Origin of the sequence: Bacteroides sp. L008 (assembly GCF_040812255.1) — a bacterium.
In the GTDB taxonomy this organism is placed as follows: domain Bacteria; phylum Bacteroidota; class Bacteroidia; order Bacteroidales; family Bacteroidaceae; genus Bacteroides; species Bacteroides vicugnae.
In genome coordinates this window covers 4837572-4862268 of record NZ_JBFNXO010000001.1, presented here as the reverse complement: position 1 = coordinate 4862268, position 24697 = coordinate 4837572, and the positions used below count along the sequence as shown (strand labels likewise).

At 36.9% G+C, this 24697-nt stretch carries 19 protein-coding genes and 2 pseudogenes; 8 read left to right on the top strand and 13 right to left on the bottom strand.

Going from position 1 to position 24697, the window contains the following annotated elements:
• Positions 1-19: 19 nt before the first annotated feature.
• From AB3G73_RS18775 to AB3G73_RS18750, 6 genes are all read right to left on the bottom strand, one after another.
• On the bottom strand, positions 20-439 hold the full coding sequence (locus AB3G73_RS18775) for a GtrA family protein (protein ID WP_148364179.1): 420 nt from the start codon (positions 437-439) through the stop codon (positions 20-22).
• A complete protein-coding gene (locus tag AB3G73_RS18770; RefSeq protein WP_217722643.1) occupies positions 423-1379 on the bottom strand; it encodes a glycosyltransferase family 2 protein in 957 nt (318 codons plus the stop codon). Before AB3G73_RS18770 ends, AB3G73_RS18775 begins: the two co-directional genes overlap by 17 nt.
• Positions 1376-2179 (bottom strand): polysaccharide deacetylase family protein, encoded by an 804-nt coding sequence (locus AB3G73_RS18765; protein WP_217722642.1) that lies wholly within the window; start codon positions 2177-2179, stop codon positions 1376-1378. Before AB3G73_RS18765 ends, AB3G73_RS18770 begins: the two co-directional genes overlap by 4 nt.
• Before the next feature lie 14 nt (positions 2180-2193).
• The gene (locus AB3G73_RS18760) at positions 2194-4029 is read right to left on the bottom strand and encodes an ABC transporter ATP-binding protein (protein WP_148364182.1); all 1836 of its coding nucleotides are present in this window, start codon (positions 4027-4029) and stop codon (positions 2194-2196) included.
• A 120-nt stretch (positions 4030-4149) separates the two neighbouring features.
• Positions 4150-5283: an ATP-binding protein gene (locus AB3G73_RS18755; protein WP_148364183.1), complete on the bottom strand. Its 1134-nt coding sequence runs from the start codon at positions 5281-5283 to the stop codon at positions 4150-4152.
• Between the two features lie 78 nt (positions 5284-5361).
• Positions 5362-7440, bottom strand: a complete 2079-nt coding sequence (locus AB3G73_RS18750; protein WP_321019583.1) for a BT4734/BF3469 family protein — start codon at positions 7438-7440, stop codon at positions 5362-5364.
• 603 nt (positions 7441-8043) lie between these two features.
• On the opposite strand from AB3G73_RS18750, the gene AB3G73_RS18745 reads away from it, so the two are divergent.
• A complete protein-coding gene (locus AB3G73_RS18745) occupies positions 8044-8655 on the top strand; it encodes an HU family DNA-binding protein (protein ID WP_320975000.1) in 612 nt (203 codons plus the stop codon).
• Positions 8656-8826: 171 nt separating this feature from the next.
• Here the strand turns inward: AB3G73_RS18745 and AB3G73_RS18740 are convergent, their stop codons facing one another.
• The 3 genes and pseudogenes from AB3G73_RS18740 to AB3G73_RS18730 all read right to left on the bottom strand — a co-directional run bounded on the left by AB3G73_RS18740 (position 8827) and on the right by AB3G73_RS18730 (position 11657).
• On the bottom strand, positions 8827-10380 hold the full coding sequence (locus tag AB3G73_RS18740) for an ATP-binding protein (RefSeq protein ID WP_367745361.1): 1554 nt from the start codon (positions 10378-10380) through the stop codon (positions 8827-8829).
• 45 nt (positions 10381-10425) lie between these two features.
• Positions 10426-10632, bottom strand: a pseudogene (locus AB3G73_RS18735) (ATP-binding protein); the annotation flags it as partial.
• A gap of 152 nt (positions 10633-10784) precedes the next feature.
• Entirely contained in the window at positions 10785-11657 is an 873-nt protein-coding gene (locus AB3G73_RS18730) for a glycosyltransferase (RefSeq protein WP_367745360.1), read from the bottom strand.
• A 379-nt stretch (positions 11658-12036) separates the two neighbouring features.
• On the opposite strand from AB3G73_RS18730, the gene AB3G73_RS18725 reads away from it, so the two are divergent.
• The 3 genes and pseudogenes from AB3G73_RS18725 (at position 12037) to AB3G73_RS18715 (ending at position 14790) form a co-directional block, all read left to right on the top strand.
• Positions 12037-13035, top strand: coding sequence for a glycosyltransferase (locus AB3G73_RS18725; RefSeq protein WP_367745359.1), 999 nt, complete (start codon positions 12037-12039; stop codon positions 13033-13035).
• A 484-nt stretch (positions 13036-13519) separates the two neighbouring features.
• Positions 13520-13735, top strand: a pseudogene (locus AB3G73_RS18720) (IS66 family transposase); the annotation flags it as partial.
• Between the two features lie 263 nt (positions 13736-13998).
• Positions 13999-14790, top strand: coding sequence for a family 6 glucosyltransferase (locus tag AB3G73_RS18715; protein ID WP_367745358.1), 792 nt, complete (start codon positions 13999-14001; stop codon positions 14788-14790).
• 20 nt (positions 14791-14810) lie between these two features.
• Here AB3G73_RS18715 and AB3G73_RS18710 read toward each other — a convergent pair whose 3' ends face one another.
• From AB3G73_RS18710 to AB3G73_RS18700, 3 genes are all read right to left on the bottom strand, one after another.
• Complete coding sequence (locus tag AB3G73_RS18710) at positions 14811-15722, bottom strand: alpha-1,2-fucosyltransferase (protein ID WP_367745357.1); 912 nt, start codon at positions 15720-15722, stop codon at positions 14811-14813.
• 119 nt (positions 15723-15841) lie between these two features.
• Positions 15842-16816, bottom strand: coding sequence for a glycosyltransferase family 2 protein (locus tag AB3G73_RS18705; protein WP_367745356.1), 975 nt, complete (start codon positions 16814-16816; stop codon positions 15842-15844).
• An 11-nt stretch (positions 16817-16827) separates the two neighbouring features.
• Positions 16828-17808, bottom strand: coding sequence for a glycosyltransferase family 2 protein (locus tag AB3G73_RS18700; RefSeq protein ID WP_367745355.1), 981 nt, complete (start codon positions 17806-17808; stop codon positions 16828-16830).
• Positions 17809-18534: 726 nt separating this feature from the next.
• On the opposite strand from AB3G73_RS18700, the gene AB3G73_RS18695 reads away from it, so the two are divergent.
• The 4 genes from AB3G73_RS18695 to AB3G73_RS18680 all read left to right on the top strand — a co-directional run bounded on the left by AB3G73_RS18695 (position 18535) and on the right by AB3G73_RS18680 (position 23515).
• The gene (locus AB3G73_RS18695; protein WP_367745354.1) at positions 18535-19671 is read left to right on the top strand and encodes a zinc ribbon domain-containing protein; all 1137 of its coding nucleotides are present in this window, start codon (positions 18535-18537) and stop codon (positions 19669-19671) included.
• A gap of 5 nt (positions 19672-19676) precedes the next feature.
• Positions 19677-20423 (top strand): hypothetical protein, encoded by a 747-nt coding sequence (locus AB3G73_RS18690; RefSeq protein ID WP_367745353.1) that lies wholly within the window; start codon positions 19677-19679, stop codon positions 20421-20423.
• Between the two features lie 5 nt (positions 20424-20428).
• Entirely contained in the window at positions 20429-22102 is a 1674-nt protein-coding gene (locus AB3G73_RS18685) for an RNA-binding domain-containing protein (protein WP_367745352.1), read from the top strand.
• 474 nt (positions 22103-22576) lie between these two features.
• On the top strand, positions 22577-23515 hold the full coding sequence (locus AB3G73_RS18680; RefSeq protein WP_148364195.1) for a glycosyltransferase family A protein: 939 nt from the start codon (positions 22577-22579) through the stop codon (positions 23513-23515).
• Between the two features lie 96 nt (positions 23516-23611).
• Here the strand turns inward: AB3G73_RS18680 and AB3G73_RS18675 are convergent, their stop codons facing one another.
• Positions 23612-24616 (bottom strand): glycosyltransferase, encoded by a 1005-nt coding sequence (locus AB3G73_RS18675; RefSeq protein WP_148364196.1) that lies wholly within the window; start codon positions 24614-24616, stop codon positions 23612-23614.
• Between the last annotated feature and the right edge of the window lie 81 nt (positions 24617-24697).

Here is a 24697-nt window from a genome sequence, read left to right as displayed (position 1 = left end):
TAAAAGGGGTTGAATAGTGTTATTTCCTCCCTTTATAGATATAAACGAAATGAAGAATCAGGAAATTGACAGGCACCACGATAATCATTACCAGTATCGGTGCAAGCAGTTCACCCGCGCCTATCCAAAGGAAGAGATTCAGCAAACCGATCTCAAGCAGGTAATTAATCAGATGACTAAAACCAAAGCCAATCGCATTATGCGAGGATGGCTTGGAACGAAAGGTAAAGAAAGTTGTCAGGAAGTAGTTGCAGACAAATCCCACAGCATAACCGGCCGTAAAGGAGATATTGGCATTCGCAACCAACAAGACCAGGCAATATACACCGTAATGAATGGCCGAAGATATAGTGCCGACAACTCCAAAACGAACAAACTGCCAGAACTTATCCCGCCAATCCGGGTGCTTCTCAAGTATAGCCTTACTTATTCTGATCATCGTACAACACTTCTTCCACGTTATAGAGCGGACGACGTTTTACCTCTTTATAAATCTTGCCAATATACAGTCCGACAGCTCCTATGGATAATAAAACAACTCCGCCTACAAACCAGATTGATAACATCAAAGAAGCCCAGCCATGTTCCGCAGTACCCGAAATCAATGCGTAAAGAACATAGATTCCAATCAAAATACTGATAAAAACAAAGATACCTCCCAGATAAACAATTCCGTAAATAGGCTTTACCGAGAAAGAGGTTATCCCGTCCAAAGCCAGACTGAACATCTTTCTCACTGTATATTTGGAAGTTCCGGCTGTCCGTTCCCGGATCACATCATCTACCGTAGTAGAAGGGAAGCCGAGCAACGGGATAATACCACGCAGATAGACATTGCGTTCCTGATAATGAGACAACTGTTCCAGCACTCTCCGGCTTAGAAAACGAAAATCCGCATGATTGTAGATAGTCTCTACTCCCATCCGGTGCTGTAGTTTATAAAAAGCAGTTGCGGAAAGACGTTTCAGCATCGGGTCTGCCTGACGGGATACTTTCACCCCATATACTACATCATATCCTTCCGTATAGGCATCGATCATCTCCTCAATCGCATCCAGATCATCCTGCAAATCGGCATCCATGGTAATAACGGCATCACTCCAGTCTTTAGCGGTCATCATACCCGCCATGATTGCATACTGATGTCCTACGTTCCGTGCCAGATTCATTCCTTTTATATAAGGATTCGTCCCGTGCAGTTTCTTAATGATGCTCCATGTACGATCTTTACTGCCATCATTCACAAAGAGCACAAAGCTGTCGGCACTGATCTTCTCTTTCGCCACCAGTTCATCAAACAAGGCTGTCAAACGGGCGGCCGAATCTTCCAACACTTCCTCCTCATTATAGCAGGGGGATACAATAGCCAATTTTATCATTTTTCGTCCGGTTTATTCAGTTCAGCCAGTTTTATCTGTGCAAATTCCGAGTAAGTCATAAAAGCATATCCTTTTTCTTTCAGTTTGCGGATCAGCCTATCCAGACGTTCCTCCATTCCCTTACCGGAGTGATTGCGGATAATAAAAGGCATCTTAAATTCAGGATGTTCACCCAACGGGTAGAATTCCCACGGGTGGAAATAAGTCACAAAATATCCGTCATGCTTCAATACCCGGTTTACCAGGAGTTGATACAGCCACATCGGCAGATTATGACAAGACAACCAAAATAGCGGGAAGCGAATCCACGGAGTTACAGAAGCCGGGATTTGAAGTAACTTACCCGTCATAAAGCAGGTACGCGGCTCCGACAAATGCATATATCTTCCGGGGATAAATGCGGGATTCAATGAGGAGTTATATACATACCCCATCCGTTCAAGTTCCGTATCTGATACGGGGAACATACGCGGCTGGCGATAGCCTTGTATCGTCCTGCCGGTAAGGCGTTCCAGAATTTCTTTTGAACGACTGACATCCGAAGCCTGTGGCCGCCAATGGTCACATCCGTGCGCAGCAACTTCATGTCCCTCGTCCATAATGCGCCGCATCACTTCCGGCGCATTTTCTGCAAAATTGCTTGTACAAAAGAAAGTAGCTTTCACCCCGTTGTTTTTCAGGCAGTCCAGTATCCGGTTCGTACCATAGACTGACACTTTCATTGCTTCGTCCAGCGGAAAGTCTACACCATGCTCACGAGGTACATCAAATTCTTCCGTATCAAAACTTAATAATATCATTGCAATATCAAGAATTACAACTGCTGCATATCATGCAGACGTTTATAGTAACCGTTTAACTCAATGAGTTCTTCATGCTTACCACGTTCCACAATCTCACCCTCATACAGCACACAGATTTCATCTGCATTCTTAATTGTAGAAAGACGGTGGGCAATAGCAATCGTCGTACGTGTTTTCATCAAACGTTCCAACGCTTCCTGCACAAGACGTTCTGATTCGGTATCCAAAGCAGAAGTAGCCTCATCAAGAATCAGAATCGGAGGATTCTTCAGAATAGCACGCGCGATACTGATACGCTGGCGCTGGCCACCGGACAATTTTCCACCACGGTCACCGATATTCATATTATATCCTTCCGGTTTCTCCATGATGAAATCATGCGCATTGGCTATCTTTGCCGCTTCTACAACTTGTTCCATTGTCGCATTCTCCACACCAAAAGCAATGTTATTGAAGAATGTATCATTAAACAGAATAGCCTCCTGGTTTACATTACCAATCAAACTGCGCAAATCTGCAATACGTACATCACGAATACTTGTTCCGTCAATGGTAATATCACCCTCCTGCACATCGTGATAACGCGGCAACAAATCGACTAATGTGGATTTACCGGATCCCGATTGTCCAACCAGTGCAATCGTCTTCCCTTTAGGAACTGTCAGGTTTACATGTTTCAGCACCTCTCTCTTACCATCATAGCTGAAAGAGATATCTTTAAATTCTATTTTATCAAACAAACCTTTCAACGGTTTCGGATTCGGAATTTCCTTAATCTTATTCTCTGCCTTCAGGATTTTATCAACACGTTCCATGGAAGCCAAACCTTTCGGAATGTTGTATCCAGCTTTTGCAAAATCTTTCAACGGATTGATTACACTATATAAGATAACCATATAGAAGATGAATGTAGGAGCATCGATGCTTGCATTCTGTCCCAAAATCAATGTACCTCCAAACCACAATACGGCTACAATCAGGATTGTTCCTAAAAACTCACTCATCGGATGAGCCATAGCCTGACGTATGGCAACCTTGTTTGTCGCATCCCGGAGCTCGTTGCTACATTTGGTGAAGCGGTTAATCATTTTATCTTCCGCAATAAAAGCCTTGATGATGCGCAAGCCTCCCAGTGTTTCTTCCAATTGCGACATCGTATCACTCCATTTCGACTGCGCCTCCAATGACTGGCGTTTCAGTTTTCTTCCGACTACTCCCATCAGCCAACCCATTCCCGGCAATACAACGATAGTAAAGAGTGTCAACTGCCAACTAACCGTAACCAATGTCACAAAATATATAATAATCAGAATTGGACTTTTCATCAACATATCCAATGAACTAGTGATGGAATTTTCCACTTCCCCCACATCACCACTCATACGAGCTATAATATCTCCCTTTCTTTCTTCCGAAAAGAAAGACATCGGCAGACGCATAACCTTAGCATACACCATAATACGAATATCACGTACCACTCCTGTACGCAATGGAATCATCACGGCTGAAGAAGCAAAGTAACAACCAGTTTTAAACAATGTCATTACCATCAGGAACAGTCCCAAGAATATAAGAGCCATAGTGGGACCATTATCCACGATCATCTGAGATATGTAATAATAGAAGTTATTCTTGGCAACATCCGCTAAATCTCCACTACCCCATTCCATAAAATGGTACACTTTATCCGCTCCTTCTGTTTTAAACAGAATACTCAAGATAGGAATCAAAAAAGTAAATGAGAATACATTGAATACAGCAGACAAAATATTCAGCAAAACAGCCCAGCCGATATACTTCTTATAAGGCGACACAAAACGTCGCATTAGTTGTAGAAATTCCTTCATTATTTACCATTAAAAAAGTTAAGACCGCAAAGATACAATAAAACTGATTAACAGACAGCAGTTTCAGCTAATTATTAACGCGATTTATCGAAAAGCGTTCTTCAATAAATGAAAAATGACTTAATAATTCTCTTTCAGCCAAATTCCCAAAAAACGATCATATATCTGACAGATTCCCATTTCCTGAGTCACGAAATCCTTTTCCAGTAACCCTTTTAGTGCTGCTTGGACTGAACTAGCAGAAGCCAGTCTGTATTTTCTAATGAAAGCACCGGAAGTGACAGCTTTAGCCTTTCCCTCTTTAGTGATAGCAATCAGCAACTCCTTTTGTTTTTCCGGCAAACGAAAAAGAATCTCCGAATAAGTATATCTGAATGAATCAATAATCTGCCGAATAGCGCCTGGCACCATTTCAACTCTACAGACTCCCTGTTCCGGAGTCATGTCATAAAGCGTATTCAACACTTTTTGTATATACCATGTGATTCCCTCAAACTGTTGATAAATCGCAACAATAGCGTTTTCTTCTATTTCTTTGCCCGCACGCTTGAAATGAGTACCTGCAAAACGAATATATTCTTCTAAAGGAATACTTTCCAAATGCATCATTGATACACTTTGATAAAAAGGCCGGGAAGGCGTTAAAAACATATTTCCCATCACATGCCGCTGACTCCCTGCAAAAATGAAACGTGCATTATTACAATGTTGCACATAGGTCCGAAGAGTAGCTTCCACATTTTTCTCTACATATCCGGAAATCTGCTGGAATTCATCAATTGCAACCAGACAAGGTTTATCCGCCTGTTCCAAATACCGAAAGATTTCATCGAGTGTAGTAGCCGGAGCTTGTATATCCCCTAGCCCCAAATTCAAAGAAGGCATACCATTCACATCAAAAGAGATACTGGCTTGCAAAGATTTCACACATTCCCAAAAGCTCTGCAAAGCTTTCTTCCCCACAGGTTTCAGCACTTCCAGAATCTCCTTACTAAGTGCAAAGACCAAATCACGCAACGAACGGCTATCATATATATCAATAAAAAAGGTATAGTAACCCTGTTTAATTTCAGGAAACTGAAAGCAATGACGGATCAGCCCTGTCTTTCCCATTCGCCGGGTAGAAACAAGAGCCAAATTATTCCCATTCATCACCTCGCGCACCAACTGTTCGCTCTCAAAACGGCGATCGCAAAAATAATCAGCAGAGACATAGCCGCTTGTTATAAAAGGATTTCTTATCATAGTCTTCATACATCTCACGTTATTACGCAAAGATAATTATTATAAAATAATAAAAGCCATCTACTATACATTATTTCATCATCATCCTTACTCAACAGGCACCACATGATAATAGACCCCGCGCGTTTTCCTGAACGACTTTACTCCCAATCTCTGCAAGATACGCCCGAAATAATTAACTTGTCCGGAAGAAAATTTCATTTTACTTGCTTTTTGTATCCGCTGCAATATATCTGCAGCAAGCAACCACTCTCCCTCTTCTTCCTCTTCCGCTGCCCGGTAATATACCTGAAACAATTGTTCAATCACCGGAGACTGTTCAAATTCCCGATTAGCTTCCGTCATGATAGCCTCTTCCTTCTCATCAAACCAGTAGCGTTCATTACTACGCAGCAATGCCATTGCCTGCGCATACAATTGTTCATAATCAATAGGGTGGACCACATCAATCACTCCCGTCACCTCGACACCGATAAAACGACGACTGCCGGAAGTATCCGTCAGCAAATCTTTATGATTACTCGTACCTATAAAAGAAGCGTACCGGCGAAGCTCCTCCACTGCCGAAGCATTCGGACGTCGCGTATTGACAACAGGCTTTTGCAGAATATGCTTGAGAAAAGACTGCTGATTGATGCCAATCTGATCAAACTCATCCATATTAATCAATAGAAAACGATTCAAATACAGTTCGGCATCCCGTTTCCGGCTGAAATCAATACTGTCCGTATAATACGCCTGCAAACACGGGGGCAAGATCAATCGGCAAAATGTAGATTTACGATAGGCTTGCGGACCGATTAATATTGGCGAAGTACTGTTCGCGTGATTCTTACCCATCCCACGCCAGTGTGCAACCATACTAAGAAACCAGCGACGAAACAATTGAGTCCAATAAGGATGATCACAAGGAACCCGTTTGGCAAGATTACCAATATAATCTTTGCCGTTCCAGCGAGGAAGGTCATAAAGAAATTCTTCGACTGGCTGATAGAGCGGCACATGATCCGAATTCAGGTAACGCACGACATCTTTATCCCAAAGTTTAAGTCCCTCATATTGTGCATTCATTGTAATGCTTGCCATCAACCGTTTATCCACCGGACGAAAATAAAAATTAAAGCTATTCCGTTCGCGACATTCCACTTGTGATGTCAGTTGGTTGAAACGAAAATCATAACGCCGTTTCATAAACTCGTCCATCTGCATGACAAATAATTGTTCCGGCAAGAGACTACTCTTACTCGCAAATCCCTCACAAGTACGGTATACATTTCGTACGGTTTCCCGAACCAATGTATCGTCCTTCGGCAAGCGATAATGGGCACGAGACCATCTTACTGTATCTTCTTCAGGAATACCGGCACGGAAACAATGTCCCGCAAGGTTAATCAAAAGCGATTGTTTGTCTCCTTCCGGTTGATAATCAGTCTCTTCATCCAGCGCACGTGCAAAAGCAGCTTCGAAAAGTACAGAAAGCGCATTACATTTTTCATATCCCGGCGCAAGCCGTTGCAACGGCGAAGTTTCCGTTTGCACCCGTTCGCGATAAGTCACCTCACCCGGCATAGCCGCAGGCTGCTTCATATAAATAGGCATTGCATTGGGATTAAAATACAAGTTCGGGTCAAAAGTTAAACGACAATATTGCTCCAATGAAGGCACTTTCAGTTCAATATCATAAGGGAGTTGTGGCTGATAATATTTCACTGCCAACCGATAGGCATGCGCATGAAAAAGCTCTGCTTCCTCACTAGTTGTCGGCAGAAGATCATTGGGATAAGTAAAACGTACCCATACTTTCACAGACTTTCCGGAAGAACCGGTGAAAGCTAAGTAAGTCTGCGGAAGTTCCTTTACCCGTTCTTTCACTTCATCCGCTTCCATGTGCCCGGACAAGTTGTTGACCTGAATCATCACAATGCCATTATATTCACTCATCGTCGTTATGCCGCCTTTGCGAAAAAAGGCGGCTGCGGGTATCAACTTCGGTACATTCTGTACATAGTCATTTTTATCACCCGGAAGCATAAAAGGCAGGACTTCTCTCATTTTTGAGACAGGCTGTGCTTTGGTTTCCACTTTCATTTGCTCCACGAGCTGTTCAATTCTTAACGTACGCATAGTGTTCACCTTGCCATCGTCTCTTACCAGTGTTATTCTCATTACTTCATTTATTTGTCCTGCATGTGTTTGTAGGGCGATTATTATGATACAAAGATACTGTAAATATTACATACAAACAACTTTTCCGGAAATACTTACTACACCTCTCTACTAGAAAAGATTTTTCAATTTCATTTCTCATATTCTCATAGATTTAAGATAAAGCACATATAATCAAAGAAGTACATTATGAGAAACGTTTTTAAAATAGGCATTTCTCATACTGCCCTCATCGATTTTCTTCAAAAAAACGCTATTTCTCATACTATTTCAGGGTATTTCTCATAGTCAGTTACAGCTATTCTCCTATTTATCCACCAAGCTTATCTTACAAAACATCTAGCTATTTCTTTCATGCAAACAACTAGTTAATTACTTGTTTTTCACCTAATAATGTCGTATCTTTGAAAGAGCATACCAACCGTTCCACTACAGTGCACAGGCCTGTTCACTACAGTAAAAAGATATGTCTACTAGAGTGAAAAGAACCGTTCACTGTAGTGGAACAATCAGGATGGCGGTTGAATAATAAAAGAATAAAGGCAAGATGTGATAAGCGCATCAGGTATATAACATATAAACAACCATTAAATTAGAACAAAGATGGCAATACAATTCGAGTTTTATAAGAATCCCCAACCGGAGAAAGAAGGAGAAGAACCTAGTTATCACCCGCGGGTGGTTAATTTTCAACATGTGACCACTCAAAAGCTGGCAAGAGAAATCCATATGGCAACTACTTTCGGGAAAGCGGAAGTAGAAGCCATGCTAATGGAATTGAGCAGATGTATGGGAAACCACCTACGTGAAGGAGAACGAGTACATCTGGATGGAATCGGCTATTTCCAAATTACATTACAGGCTACCGAACCTGTACATTCGCTTGCCACTCGCGCAGACAAAGTGAAGCTAAAATCTATTAACTTCCAGGCCGACAGAGATTTAAAAAGTTTATGTATGAGTACTCACTTACGACGTTCGAAATACAAGCCACATTCGGCGTCCCTTTCAGAAGAAGAGATTGACAAGAAGCTCACTGCCTATTTTGCAACCCATCCTGTATTGACCCGTAGTAATATGCAGTCACTCTGTTGTTTTACCCAAAGCATGGCCAGCAGACAGATTCGTCGTCTAAAGGCACAGGGTAACTTACAGAATATCGGCAAACCCACACAGCCTATTTATATACCAGCTCCGGGGCATTATGAGAAATGAGTTCAACGGGTATGAGAAATAAGCCAAATTAAGGCCTATTCGCGAATGAAACTATGAGAAATGCCAAATTCAGAAACATTTCTCATAGTTTATACTATTAATAATCTGACACTTAGAACATATTTATGAGAATATGAGAAATGAATATTTTATATCCATTTCGGAGGCGTGTCAATTCTCCACTAACCACTTTTCTATATTTCTTGTTTCAGCACTAAAGTTCACACCAATCTTGAAAAGCTTTCGTGAATCCGTTGCAAACGGACGAGCATAATGTTTATCCTCTATCTGCTGCAAAGCTTCTTCCGCCGTACCATTCAATTTAAATTCCATGATATAGATGAATTTATCGGTCTGCAATACCATATCCACACGCCCCTCACTCGTATGGTATTCTGCTTTTACATAAAAACCAACCAGTTTACACACGATATAAAGTACATTCTGATAATGTAACTCCAATTCGCGGGCAAGCTCATAGGGAATATCCGAAAAGAAACTTTGCAAGCGACGAAAAAAAGATTCATAATCACCGGCCTCCACTTCACGAACAAATTTCAGAATTTCAAAAGGAGACTCCACTTTATTGACGTTCGCATAATAAGGGAGGAGAAAACGGATAAATCCTTCCTCCACTTCACGATTAGGAAAACCTAAACGATATATTCCAAAACGCTCATCATACCCCTTAATGGTGAGGTATCCGCTCTGATAAATCACCGGAATAGGATTGGTAGATTCAGAATCTATACTGTTCAGTACCTGTTCATCGGTTTCTTCATGGGCCATTCGGTGTAGATCATAATGATGCTTCTTCAGCAACTCCACCAAATAAGTGGGAGTACCTGTTTCAAACCAGTAGCTTTTAAACTCATTCCTATCAAAAGCTAAAAGCAGACTGAAAGGATTGTACATTCCTTTGGAATTGTGCGTGAAATGATAGCCATCATACATTTCTTTCAACCGGACACATATCTCTTCATACGTCACTCCCTGCACATTGGCAAATTCATGAAGTTCGGCATCCAGATTATCGTATAGTTCCTGTTCGCTCACACCACAAATATCTATATATTTATTCCACATTGAAATGTCATTCAGATTATTCAAATCACTGAATACACTGACTTTACCGAACTTGGTAACTCCCGTCAACAAAGCAAACTTAATACAGCCATCCTGACTTTTCAATGCGCCATAGAAGGCTCTCAATGTATTGCGAAAACTCTTTTGCAAAACATCATCATCAATAGCCTGTAACATCGGCTTATCATACTCATCCACTAGGATCACCACACTTTGCCCCTCTTGCTGACAGGCACGCTTAATAATCCCCTCAAAACGCATCGCTAAAGATTTCTCCGAGGGCTCTTCGCCATATATCTTCTCCCATTCCACCAACGCCCCATTCAGCTTATTCTCCAAACTTTCCGGAGTATCGTATTTTTCCGTATTAAGATCAAGATGTAATATAGGATATTTTACCCAATCTTTTTCCAGCTTCTCCATAGCCAGCCCTTCAAAGAGTTCCCGCTTTCCTTGAAAGTAGGCTTCAAGCGTAGAAATAAGCAGACTTTTGCCAAAACGGCGCGGACGACTCAGGAAATAGTAGCTCCCGGTTTTCACCAATTGATAAATCAATGCAGTTTTATCAATATAGAAATAGCCACCTTTACGAATTTTTTCAAAGTTCTGTATGCCGATAGGGTAAATCTTGCCACTCATATTTCAATCTGTTTAAGTTCATATCGTACAAATACATATACCATCTCAATATAAAAAACCAAATGTCCAAAGAGGAACCACATTACGCATTCCATACTCAATATCATCTTTCACAACATACGCATTCTCTACATCATGCACCTGCTTCTGCGATTTATTCTTTCCACCTACTTCAAAGGTATAACCACCCACCGTAAAATCAGAAACGTCTGATGTAGTTACCGGACATACAACTCGCAAAGTAGAAAAAAATTTAAAAATGAACGATAAGAAGAAACACCTAAGGCGGTGCTTCCGCATCGCAGCACACGAATATAAGGATTTTTACTACAATAACAAGCGATAAACAATATTTCTTAAATGAAAAAGCCGTGCTCCACTCAACATAAAGTGACACATTTTACCTAATAGATTAGTGACTGAAGCATTTTTTTATCACAGCAGTATCGCAATAAATATAGCTTCTCTGAGAATTTATAATAACGACTAGGCTTTTGATTATTCTCATTAATAATATAATTCATAGTTTGAAGATTGTTCTTTTCTAATACTCTTCTTTCTTTTGCTGACACTGGATAATTTACTATCGGCAGACAGTCCTTCCATTTTGTGAAAAATATTCGTGCATTAGTCAACCATTCATTATCTAGTTTTGAATTACTAATGTGCTCTATTAGGATATCATACACACATAATGATTTCAGCCCCAGCATATAAACCTGCAATGAGATATCAATATCGTAAAAATGAAATCCTCTGTAATTTATTTCATCAAATCTTATTTTATCAAAAACAGATTTCCTCATGCAAAAAAAACATCCATCCACTGCTACCACTTCTATGGCTTTCGCATCTGCAATGGGTTTAAAACAAGTATTATAAGTAATGGTTGGATCAGCCCTATTAGTATCAATAGAATACTGGCAAATTGCATCCTTTCCTGCATCTGTACTTCCAGGTCCCCACCAAATACCCGGTATTTGACTAATAAAACGTGGTCCAGAAATTCCAATAAGCCCTACTTTCAAATCTCTGAAATGATTTATCAGAAGCTTTCCCCAATCACTAGTGTAATGTAAAATATCTTCATGCATAAAACATAAAAGTGGATATTGACTCCTTTTGACCCCTTCGTTATAAGCACTAAATATATCATATTGACTTTTGCTGTTATCAATACATATAATCTCATGAATAACCCCAACCGTATTCTCAATATTATCCTTCAATTCCTTAGAGATGGATTGAAACCTACTGCATATTATAATAGAAATCATATTTATTCAAATCAATTTTATATATCAAGATACTTTTATACGAATATCTCTAACTCATAAAAAATAGTTCACAAAACTAAGAATAAAATCCTATAAGGACAAACTTAGATTTAAAAAAATAAAAAAACTCCAGACTTCCAAAGCTAACAGATAAATATAGAATACGTCCATCATTAACTCTTCGAATTCAATTCTCCAGAAAAGAAAATCCTAACATATCACAATTATTTATCAAAACTTCTTAGTAAAAGATTTTTTTGTTTATTTTTGTAAGATACAATACAATTCTAACAGTTTGGCGAGGACTATTGTATAACTTACAGTTATGATAGCTTTGCGAAACATATTAGTGTAAATTATTTTACATGTTCTATAAATTATGAAATGCTATATTTGTTTGACAGACTCTATTGTCAATAGAAAAGATTACTTTAACATGTTAAAGGTTACCTTAATTAGTGCTCGTACAAACACATCTCTTCGATTAATTTGCCTATATGATGGTAAAATTGGAGATCCTGTTTACAACCTACTAAAAGATTTTAAAGTTGAAATCATTATTCATGAATTACCATATAAAAAGGAACTAATGGAAATATATTCTCACGAATGGATGGAAACAGAACTAGGAAAAGATATAGAATATAGTCGAATATTCGGCACATTCATGAGAATGGAGGTTCCTATAATAGAAAAAGAAGATGAATATGTATTATACACCGATATGGACATAATCTTTAATGATGATATATTGCTAAAAGATCTACCTCGTCCTGCTTATTTAGCTGCTGCTCCCGAATTTGAACGTGATACAAAAAGAATGAGTTATTTCAATGCTGGAATATTAGTCATGAACATCCAAGGAATGAGAGTCAAATATCAGCAATTTGTAGAGATGATGAAAAAAAAGCAAAGATCTACTGCAGGACTTTTTGATCAAGGGTACTTAAACGAGTTGTGTTTCGAGGACATGGAAATTCTACCTATTGAATATAACTGGAAACCGTACTGGGGAATTAATGGGAATGCTAAGCTTATCCATTTCCATGGAATGAAACCATGCAGCAATCTCGAAGAAGCAGGATTTGACACCAGAGAATCATTCTTTCGGACGATATTTGACAATAACAGTCAAGGCTATGCAGGGTATATATACTATTTTATTCTCTTTTTTAATTACCTAGGTCAAAAACAAGACCAATGGTTATGCTATCATTTACAATACATCCTTGACCTATATAAAAAACCTTTAATAGCCCTTGCACAAAAAACAGACTATAAACCCAAATACAGAAAATACAAACGTTTATACTCAATATTCGTAAGTATTTCTATACTACTAGCAATACTACTACTTACTGCTTTATTTTTAGTATAATCAATATAAATAACACTCTCAAATAGACAAAACCGAAGGTCTAAAATTAAAACAATACACATGGGAATTGATATATTATATGTTTGCACTGGGAATATGATATGTTCTGGAAGGATTTTTATTTAAGTGTTAAACGCTACGCAAGCACTCGGCGCCCCCGTTTTTCCCTGCTTTTTTGCGTACCACCTTTGCCCAAAAAAGTTATGTGGAATCTCAAATCGTTTGAAGTTATCTATTCCCGTTACGAGAGTAGCGGTTTGAAAGCTCGTGATTTTTGGTACCCCTTCGGTAAATCCTGTCTACTCCAAAAGCTATAATCCCGAACTCAGGTTAATAAGTTAATAGTGATTCTCTGTTTATAATATGCTTTTCATTAGAGTATTGTTAGATTTCTTTGGATTTTCTCTGTTTCCAGTAATTGGGTAGCAACTCTTTTAGGCCTTTCCCCTTATCTCTTGCGCAATATGGCAACCAAACTCTGAAAAGAAAGAATTATTTATTCTGTGGCAATGACGATGCGACCGAGAGTGCCGCAGTGATTTATTCGTTGATGGGATGCTGTAAAGCGGATGAGGTAAACTTCCGTAAGTGGCTCGTATACGTTCTGGAGAATATACACGCCTATGACAACGATTATAGTAAAGATTTAGCAGAACTCCTACCTCACAACTGGAAAGTAAATAAATCTCAGAAACTCTAAACCGTCTCTGAATGGTTTGCAAGTTTCCCAAAGAAAAACTGACAAGATTGCAAAGATACAGAGTAAGAACTATAGAAAAAAGACGGAGTTCACCGAATGCTTACTACCCATTTGCAAGACACTCATGATCAAAAACAAATAGAATTTACTTTAAAAGAGCTCCTGCTACTGGTAATTCACAGAAAATAAAAACACCTCAAACAAATAATATAAAATAAATCTTTATATATTTGCCAATAATATGAATCAAAACAATAAATAAAATGAGAATTGGTATATTATATATCTGTACTGGCAAATATGACATTTTTTGGAAAGACTTTTATCTAAGCGCAGAACGTTATTTTATGCAAGACCAATCTTTCATTATCGAGTATTATGTATTTACTGATAGTCCGCAACTATACGACGAAGAGAATAATGAGCATATTCACCGGATCAAACAAAAGAATTTAGGATGGCCTGACAATACATTAAAACGTTTTCATACATTCCTTCGCATCAAGGAACAATTGGAGCGAGAAACCGACTATCTATTTTTCTTCAATGCTAATCTGTTATTCACCTGTCCCATTGGCAAAGAAATGCTACCATCCTCGGATAGCAACGGATTACTAGGAACTATACATCCTGGATTCTACAATAAACCCAACTCCGAATTTACATACGAACGAAGAGTTATTTCTACCGCCTATATTCCAGAAGGGAAAGGTCTATATTATTATGCAGGAGGCCTTTCGGGTGGATGTACAGAATCCTATCTGCAGCTCTGTACAACAATTTGTTCATGGGTTGACAAGGATGCCGCAAACCATATAATACCAATTTGGCACGACGAATCTCTAATCAATAAATATTTCTTAGATAATCCACCAGCCATTACATTGCCGCCCGCATATCTATACCCCGAAGGCTGGTCCCTTCCCTTTGAACCAATTATTCTCATTCGAGACAAAAACAAACCTGAATATGGCGGACACGAATTCTTGCGAAGAAAAAATTCTTTATGGGTAAAGCTTAAGCTAATCTGCCAAAAAATTAAATTAGCCGATTAGTCGCTCAATTTACCTCTATATTATAGAAATATAGAATTATGGAAAACTCCTTTCCACTGATATTCAACTTTATCATCACAAAGAATCACAATTTTATCTGAACTATCTCTCAATAAAGCACCATACTTTCCCAAAGTACCTTTACTTGTTATCTGATGCTTGCAATAAGCTATCAAAAACAAATCCATATACCCCTTATCTGAACCATTTATATCCACCACCTTATAATTCTCATTTGCAAATTCAAGATAGGGAATAAGTTCTGATGCCACCCATTCCGGCTCATCTGAGAAGAAGTAAAAAAAAGGCGTAACAGTCTCTTTTTCCATATAATCAACAGCCCTTTTAAAATAGCTCACAGAGGCAGGCTTCCCATACGCTCGAACTTCAACACTTAAATCACCCCGTCGAACATGCACTGCTACAGGATTGATATTCTGTTTTATTTCTGACATTAACATTTTGCTACCCTCATCAAATATATCAGATGAGATCCTATAAGTAGACCTAAATGCGGGCACCCAAATTTTTATCGGCAAATGATAATATCCACCTAGATAAATAGGAGGATTTTTCTCCAAAAATGAAAAATCATCTATCCATTCCGATGTATTATTCCCAACATAATAAAAATGTCTCTTATAATAGGAAATTTCGAACTCTGTTGCAATTGTTAGCCCCAAATAAGGAAACACTTTCAACAAATCAAAGTTGCGAGCAAATTTATAATCCATGTCACTTCCCCATTCCTTATAAAAGGATAGATCATACACAACCTTACATCCACGCTTTCTAAAAAATTCTCCCAACAAATATTGGAGCATTTGAGAACAAATACCACCATCCATCAACACTACAACCTTAGGAGTAACTAAGTGAGCCTTCAACATTCTTTTGTAACAACTTCTTTGCCACTTTCTAATAATACTCATTTCTTTATATCTTATTTTACCAACTATACCGCAACAGATTCAAATACCCCAACCTGCTAGATTATAAGCGATAAACAATATATGCTTCATTTCTCAACGTCTTAATTCATCTTAACACATTACAGTTTATGGCGCATATTATAATATCTAAGTTTCAAATCTCCCCAGAAACCTGATACTCTGTAAGCCCTCACAATCTTACGTTCTCTTTTTGACAAGTTATCTATTAAATAAGGATAGGATTCCATTTCATTAACAAGCCGTTTCATTTCCTTCCTAATATTAGCAAAACGTTTCCAATAAATTCTTCTAAAAGCATTTTCAAGATGAAAATGAGCAAGTGCTTCCTTCATCTCTTCCCTCACCCCCTTTTTATCAATATAATTTTCAATCCATATTGTATAATTCACAAAGTCTCCATACTTTTTATCATCAAAATTCGCAGGATGTGACATTGACGTATTAGTAAAATTATAGTCAATGATTATATAATCAACTGAAACGACTTTTTGTAAGTATAACAATAATTGTGTGGAAAGAACGACATCTTCACCAAATGATATATCTGGCCTTTCTATCTCATTCTGATATAATGATCGAAGATGAAATTTTGACCATACACACCAATAAGCCTTTTTTAAAAGAATATTTTTCAAGAACTCCACGCCTGACAACTCTACAAAATCAAAAAAAGTTGATTTATGAGATTCTCCATCATAACAAAACATAAAAGGGGCTACTACCATATCCGCTTGCGTTTCCTCTGCTTTAGTAACCAGCCTAGTTATTGCATCCTCATACATAAAATCATCACTATCTAAATATTGGATATATTTGCCAGTAGCAATATCTATACCCGATTTACGTGCCTGCACTAATCCCTCGTTTTGTTTATTAAATACAACAATTCGGGGATCTTCAGCCGCATACGTCTTTATTATATCTAAACTATCATCTGTACTTCCATCATTCACTACAACAATTTCAAGATTAGTATACGTTTGATTAATAACACTCTGCAACGTTTTAGCTATCGAATTGTGCGCATTATAAACAGGAATAATAACCGAAACTAAAGGGTATTCTTTTTTCATTATATCATTTTTTAATTCTTTTTCTTGGCAAAGTGAGTCCAATAATAAATCGGCCAAAAATAAGTTATCTTACGTAATCGTTTATAATATTTAGAAGACAATTCTTTTCTTGATAAAAAACGCCATCTACCCAACTTATTCCTCATATCTTTAATTTCAACAGGATACGATTGATGATTAGGATCCTTCATAAACTCTTGAAAATGATTAAAGCAATTTTCCACAATCACATTGACGGCATCAAACCAATCTCTACCTTCAAACAACCGCCGTTCCTTTGCAAACTCCAATCTTGGATATTCAGCCAAGAAATAATGATAACGTTTTATAGAGTTGATTGTATGACAAGTACTATCACCTCTCTGTATATAATGATAATAAGCAACATCAATCCAAACTATTTTATCGCAAATACTTATCCAGCGATAAATAGTCGCATGATCTTCAAAAAACACACCTACAGGAAAGCGATAAGAATCAAAAAAAATCTTATCAAAAAGTTTGGTACAAGCTGAACTACTTACTCTCTCAAAAATAATATCCCGTTGAACATCTTGACTAGTACGTACATACACATTACCTGTATTAGGATACATTTGTTCTATACGACCATCTTCATACTCAAAGCAAAAGTTACAATACACCATATAAACTTTGTTCTGTACCATAACTGCCAACATGTTTTCATACATTGTCGGTTCAATATAATCATCGCTATCTATAAACCCAATATATGGAGCAGTCGCTATTTCAATTCCTGCATTACGAGCTATAGACGGACCTGCCTCATCAAGATGTAACACTTTTACTCTAGAATCAATATTAGCATATTCATTACAAATAGAAGGAGAATCATCGGTCGACAAATTATCCACTAATATGATTTCTATATCTTTCAACGTCTGATTACGTACAGACTCTATACAACGTCGCAAATACGGAGCTGTATTATGAACTGGAATGATAACGCTAACCAAGTATTGAGATTCCATATTTGAATATTCATTTTCTATTTGCAAAAGTAAGGAATAATATCCATAGGAAGTATCTAAAAAGAGATTGTTTACAAATAGAGCAGAATTTCACGCCTACAATTAACCATTATTAATAATACATACATATAATCTGAAAAGACAAAAGAGAAAATTCAATGGGTTATTTTGCAATCAGCAACTTACTAGTATAGTTTTCCATTACAAAAGTTTGCAAATACAATCTTTGAAACAAACGACTGACGGAAAATCATGCATTTCTTCTTTATATGACACTTTGCCGGCTTCATTTTCATATTGTTTACTATATCAGAGTTTTCTCGAAAATTGGTACGCTGCGCTTTCCGGTATGGTAGCAATTCTACTATCCGAACCTGCTTAGTTCCTACTGTCGCAATAGGCTATAAACTAATCAACCAAGATATTAACCAACAATTCAACAAACCAACCGACTATTATTTATATGCTTAGGCGAACATTGCAAATAATAGGCATCTATCTCTGCCGTAAACAAAATAAAATCACTAACTTTGCATTAAGTTCAATATAATGATTATAATGAAAAATATGAACCGACTAAAATTAATCCTTGTCGAAAAGAAGAAAACAGGCAAATGGTTGGCAGAACAATTAAGAAAAAAATCCATCAATGGCTTCCAAATTGTATTCCAATGTGTCTCAAGTTAATCTTTATGCAAAGATATTGAACTACAAAAAAGAATAATTATGAAATGTCAATTCTGTGGTCAGGAATTACCTGACAAAGCGAAATTTTGTTTTAAATGTAAAAAGCAAATAGTATGTCAACGGTGTGGTGAAAAACTGATTGATGAAGCAGAGATTTGTGTATACTGCGGCGCAGAGATAAATTCTGCAATAAAATCTAATGATCAAAACCATATTAAATACACGGAAACGCAAACCCAAAAGTCATTTGAGGCATCCTTTTCTAATGAAACCGCAGGCACTGTGGTTGAAACATTTGCTAGTTTTCTCCCTATTAAAAGAAGTCGGGACAATCTAACAGAAATTACCAATGATTCACAAGAGACTACTTTTTCAAAAACTGAGAATGTAGCGATACCATTGTTATCGTCCTCTAATTCCAATGGAGAAAGTATATCAAATAATGAAATATTTTCTATTGACCAAATATTCAAGAAAAGAGGAGATAATGAAATCTATTTGCACGAAACAAGTTTAAAAGCCAATAACAAAAGAGATTATGCCGGACGCCTAACGATTCTCTATTTGTATTATAATCAAGTGCATGGGATAAATGAAGTTAGAAGAACTGAAGTTAATTCTTTTATCGAAAAAACAGGATTAAAGAATGATGGCAATTATAGGAAATGGCTCAACGAAGAAAAATCTTTATACAATATCAATAATGGTTGTTATTGTCTGTGTCGAGCAGGAGAGGAACGAGCTAAAGTATATTTAACTGACATATTTGACAAGGAAAAAGTAGACGGTTGGAAATTAGGTGATAGCACAAAAGATTATTCCAAGAATAGTGGCATATATAAAAAATCACAAAGTTCCAAAGGTTATTCTTTTATTACCGAATTAAATCTGAGTCCATCAGGTAAAGATTCTCTTAAAAACTTTGTGTCTAAGTATAAAGTTTCTAGTGGTGCGGAATATAATCTCGTGTTTGTGTATTATCTACAAAAGATTATTGGAGAAAAGAATATTGGTGCAAATCACATATACACATGCTATATGAATTTAGGAAGTAAATTTCCATCTAATATACGTCAGAGTCTCGCTGATACAAAGTCAAGGAAAGGTTGGATCAATACATCTAATATGAATGATATCCGTGTTTCAACCATAGGAGAAAATGCCATAATCGATTAAAAAAAATGACAATTGAAGAATATGTAAATAGGATTGACGGTTTTTTGACATTAAAACCTTCTGAACAAATACCTTATCTGGGATATTATTTAATAATTCATGAGGGTAAGGAGGCCTTTACCGCAAAAAATATTGAAGATTGTTTTTTTGCCTTGCGGCTTCCTCCATATAGTAATATATCAGCCTATCTTTCAAAAGAAAAGAAGTCTAAACGTATGATGGCTCATAAAAATGGAGGATATAGAATAACAAAACTAGTTGAATCTGAAATTTCGAATCATATAGGAGAACTTAAGGCTAATGAACCATCCGAGAATTATTTCCCTTTGGAATTATTGCATAATACGCGTTCCTATTTAATTAAAACAGCCAAACAAGCCATACAATGTTATGACTATCAATTTTATGATGCTTGCTTAGTCATGACACGTCGATTAATAGAAACTTTAATAATTGAATTATTTGAGCGCTATAAAATTAAAGAGAGAATACAAGATAAAAGTGGAAATTATTTCTTTTGTTCTGACTTAATAGACTGTCTTTTGTCCGAGAAAGTATTATGGACAATTGGTCGCAACTCTGCAAAGGCTCTTCCTGATATTAAAGCTAAAGGTGATTTATGTGCACATAATCGCAGATTTAATGCAACTAAAAGTGATGCTGACTCGATTAAATTGGGACTGAGAATTGTTGTTGAAGAGCTGGTTCATTTAATAGACTATGAGCATTGGAATAAGGAATCTAAAAAGTAATTATCATGACTTCAAAAGAACTTCAACAATACCTGTTACAAGAGTTTCCGATAGAGAATGCACGCTGTGAATGGAAGGAGATGAAGAATCTAAAGAACTCCTTTGTCGGAGACGAAAAGAATGATGTCATTTCGTATATATCCGCCATTGCCAATATGGAGGGTGGACATCTTGTTATAGGTGTGCAGGATAAGACAATGAAAATTGTCGGTACGGACTTGAGTAAGTTTAACCTGAATACCCAATCTGCCGTATGGAAACTATTGGAACACTGCACTAACCTTTCTTCGGAGGGGCTTAATATAGATGAATACATTACAGAAGATGAAAACAAAATTGTGTGGATAATCCATATTCCCAAACATTTGCCCCGTCGCCCGGTATATGCCCATAAAAAGGCATGGCAACGTGTGGAAGATTCGTTGGTGGAAATGACACAAGAACGACTTGCTGTTATTCTCGAAGAGCCTGTTTTTGAAGCAAAAGATTGGTCGGCAGAAATTGTACCAAATGCAACGATGGCAGATTTGGATGAATTAGCTGTGGCTAAGGCCCGTATCATGTTCAAAAAGGTACATTCCTCCAACATTTCGGCAGAGGAAATTGACACGTGGACTGTGGAAGATTTTCTTTCCAATAGCGGAATAATGATAGATAGGAAACTGACTCGTACCGCCATTATTCTGTTAGGCAAACCTGCTTCTGTATTCAAACTTCGTCCTGCTGTGGTTGAAGTGACATGGACTTTACGAGATGAGCATCAGAATGTGGTCGATTATGAACACTTCACTGTTCCATTTATTCTTACCGTTGACAAAATTTTGAGTAAGATACACAATCTTACAATGAGGGAATTACCAGGAGGAACATTGTTCCCTGAAACAATGAAGCAATATGACGACTACACTATTCGTGAAGCACTACATAATGCCATTGCCCATCAAGATTACACATTGCAGCAACGCATCAATTTTGTGGAAAACCCGAGCTGGCTTTATTATGCCAATGGAGGCAGCTTTATTCCCGGTACTTTGCAAAAGGCATTGGAAACCAAAGGCCCTCAACGCCATTTTCGAAATGAATGCCTTTGTCGGGCAATGGTGAATTTTAACATGATTGACACCGTAAGTCGTGGTATTAAAAAGATGTTTAACGAACAAAGGCGTCGTCACTTTCCTATGCCTGATTATGAAATAGATGTATTAAATAAAGAGGTGGGTGTAACAATATATGGAAACACCATCAATGAAAAATACACTCAATTACTCAAAGAAAACGATACACTTACATTGGAAGATTGCATTCTCCTGGATGCTGTGCAAAAGGGACACAGTATCTCTGAAGAGAATGTGATTGCCCTAATAACCAAAGGACTTTTAGAGGGGAATACCTCGGAATATAGTATATCACTTGATATTGCTAAAAAGACAAAACAGTTACCCGATTATACCCGCAACAGAGGATTGGAGAAAGCAAAACTCCAACAAATGATTTTACAGTATCTACAAAATGCGGGATCGTCAGGAGCAAAGCGTGATGCAATATTCGATTATTTGAAAGATGTTCTTCCCAAAACTAAGACTCAAGAACAACAAGAACGAATGGTCGGAAATATTCTGACTGAAATGAAAGAAGCAGAAACAGTCATAATTAAAGGTAGAATTTGGTATGCGAAATAGTCGTAAATCGAATATTACGACTAAAAATATCGAATTACGACTATTTATGACTAAATATGGCCAATTACGACTAAAAAGCAGCCAGCCTCTTTGCCCAATAAAAGATTTTGGTTACTTTTGCACATGAGCTATCTGACAGCAAAATACCGTAATATGTATATCTTTCTCCATTATATCATTTTTTAATTCCTGCATTACGCATATGGACAAATCTAGCTCATCAAAATGCAACACTTTTACACTATAGAATCAATATTAGCATATTCATCACAAATAGAGCAGAACTTCACGCTTGCAATTAACTATTATTGATAATACATTCATATAATCTGAAAAGCCAAAAGAGAAAATTCTATGGATTATTTTACAATCAGCAACTTGCTAAGTATAGTTTTCCATTACAAAAGTTTGCAAATACAATATTTAAACAAACTGAATGTGTATATTTGCAAAACCTAATTGATAGCAATAAAAATGAAAAAATTAGCAATTATCATACCAGCTTATAAACCACGTTTTTTGCAAGAAACACTTGATTCTATCGCTAAACAAAACAATCACGAATTTACCGTATATATTGGTGATGATGCAAGTCCCTACCCATTAGAGACCATAGTAGATTGTTACAAGAACAAATTTGACATTATATATCATCGTTTTGAACAAAATATGGGTAAAAAAGACCTACCCGGTCATTGGGAACGATGCATATTATTGTCAGAAGAAGAACTTATATGGCTTTTTTCAGATGACGACTTAATGCCCTTTGATGGAGTAGCACGTGTAATTCAAGCCTCACAAAAACATTCTGATGGAAAATATATATTCCGTTTCCCTTTAGAAGTCGTTGACGAGTATGGTAAACTAAAATATAAAAACCCTCCTTTTAAAACCGATTTAACTTCTGGATATGAATTTTTATTAGATAAATTATCTGGAAAAATTAGTTCTGCCGCCTGTGAGTATGTATTTAGCCGAACAGTATGGAAACAAACAGGAGGATTTATTAAGTTCCCTCTGGCTTGGTGCACCGATGATGCAACATGGGCTAAATTTGCAGAATTTACAGGAGGAATCATATCTTTACCAGGTAATCCCGTCAGTTGGAGAAATGCTGAAGGAGAGAATATATCAAACTCCACTCATTTCAACAAAGAAAAGATTAGAGCAACAATACTTTTCATAGAATGGATTGGTATAAACTACCATTCTCACCTTAACGAAAGAAAATTCAAAAAAGCAATCAAACGTTATATATATAAATTCTTACAGCATTCGCTAAAGAACGACTTTAGCTTACACGACCTTTTACTTTTATGCAATGCTCTAAAAAAACTCACACTAAATGTTTCTTTGCAAGTTTTAGTTCATCATGTTTGGAAGAAAATAAAAAGGCAATTAGCTAGCAATTAATAAGTTGCCTTATATTTTCGAATTTAAAGAATACCCTTACCAACAATGTCCTTTAAGAATTTTACTACAACAACTATAAATGACTATACTCTTCAATTATTCCAATAGAGATGACAAGCTAACACAATAATTATCGATAGAAAACTGCTGCGCTTTTCTCAAAGACATTTTTTTTAACGAATTGAGCAACTCTCGATCATTTGCTAAGATCATAAGACTCTTTATAAAATCATCGGGAGAAGAACAGAAACATGCGTTGGTCTCATCGCAATAGTCTCGTATAGATCCAACATCACTAACCACCATCGCTAATCCTGCTGCCATTGAAGTACAAATTACATTACTTCCAATAGTGTCCTTCATCACATTTAATGAAATATCAGAATCATTCATATAATGCTTTAATTCCGCCTCAGGAACATACCCCACCAATGTTACATTCTTTAAGCCTGAAAACAAATAATCAATTTTCTCCCGCCCTTTGCATATATAAAAATGAATTTGCGGAAGTTTTGAAACAATATAAGCTATCTGCTCAAAATCACGTGCCAAGGCACCCATTACTATTACCTTGACATCATCACCTCTGTTATATAGATTTGTAGAAGGAGTATAATAATTATTATCGACATAATGAAATGAAGTATAAACATTCTCTATTCCTAAATTATTAAGATAGCATGTCAAACTACTTCCCAACGTTACAATTTCTGTAACAAATCGTGAACTCTTCTTTATTTGTGCTTTCGAATATCGCCTTTCCAATTTTTCAGGAACAAGATGCACCATAGCATATATAGGTGCTTTAGGACATATAAAGCGTATTATTTTTGCAAACAATATTTGATATGAATCTCTATGCAAATATTCAGTGAGAATAAATTTATCTCCCGATTTATATGCCATTGCTAATTTGAGTGCCGTAAAAAGAACAGAGATTTTCTTCCCCTTTTTCCCCTTATCCAAAAAACGCCTCCCCATATTGAAAGTATACATTTTATACAATTCAGGATTTCTTTTTTGAATATATTCATAAAGATACCTCATTCCTGTATGATTACCAGATGTTGAAGGCCAATCATAACAAATAATATATATCATATTATTAAAATTTAAATTAAAGAACAATAGTCTTAAACAATAGAGGAATTGCAGAATTTACATCAGTCCTATTATTTAGAC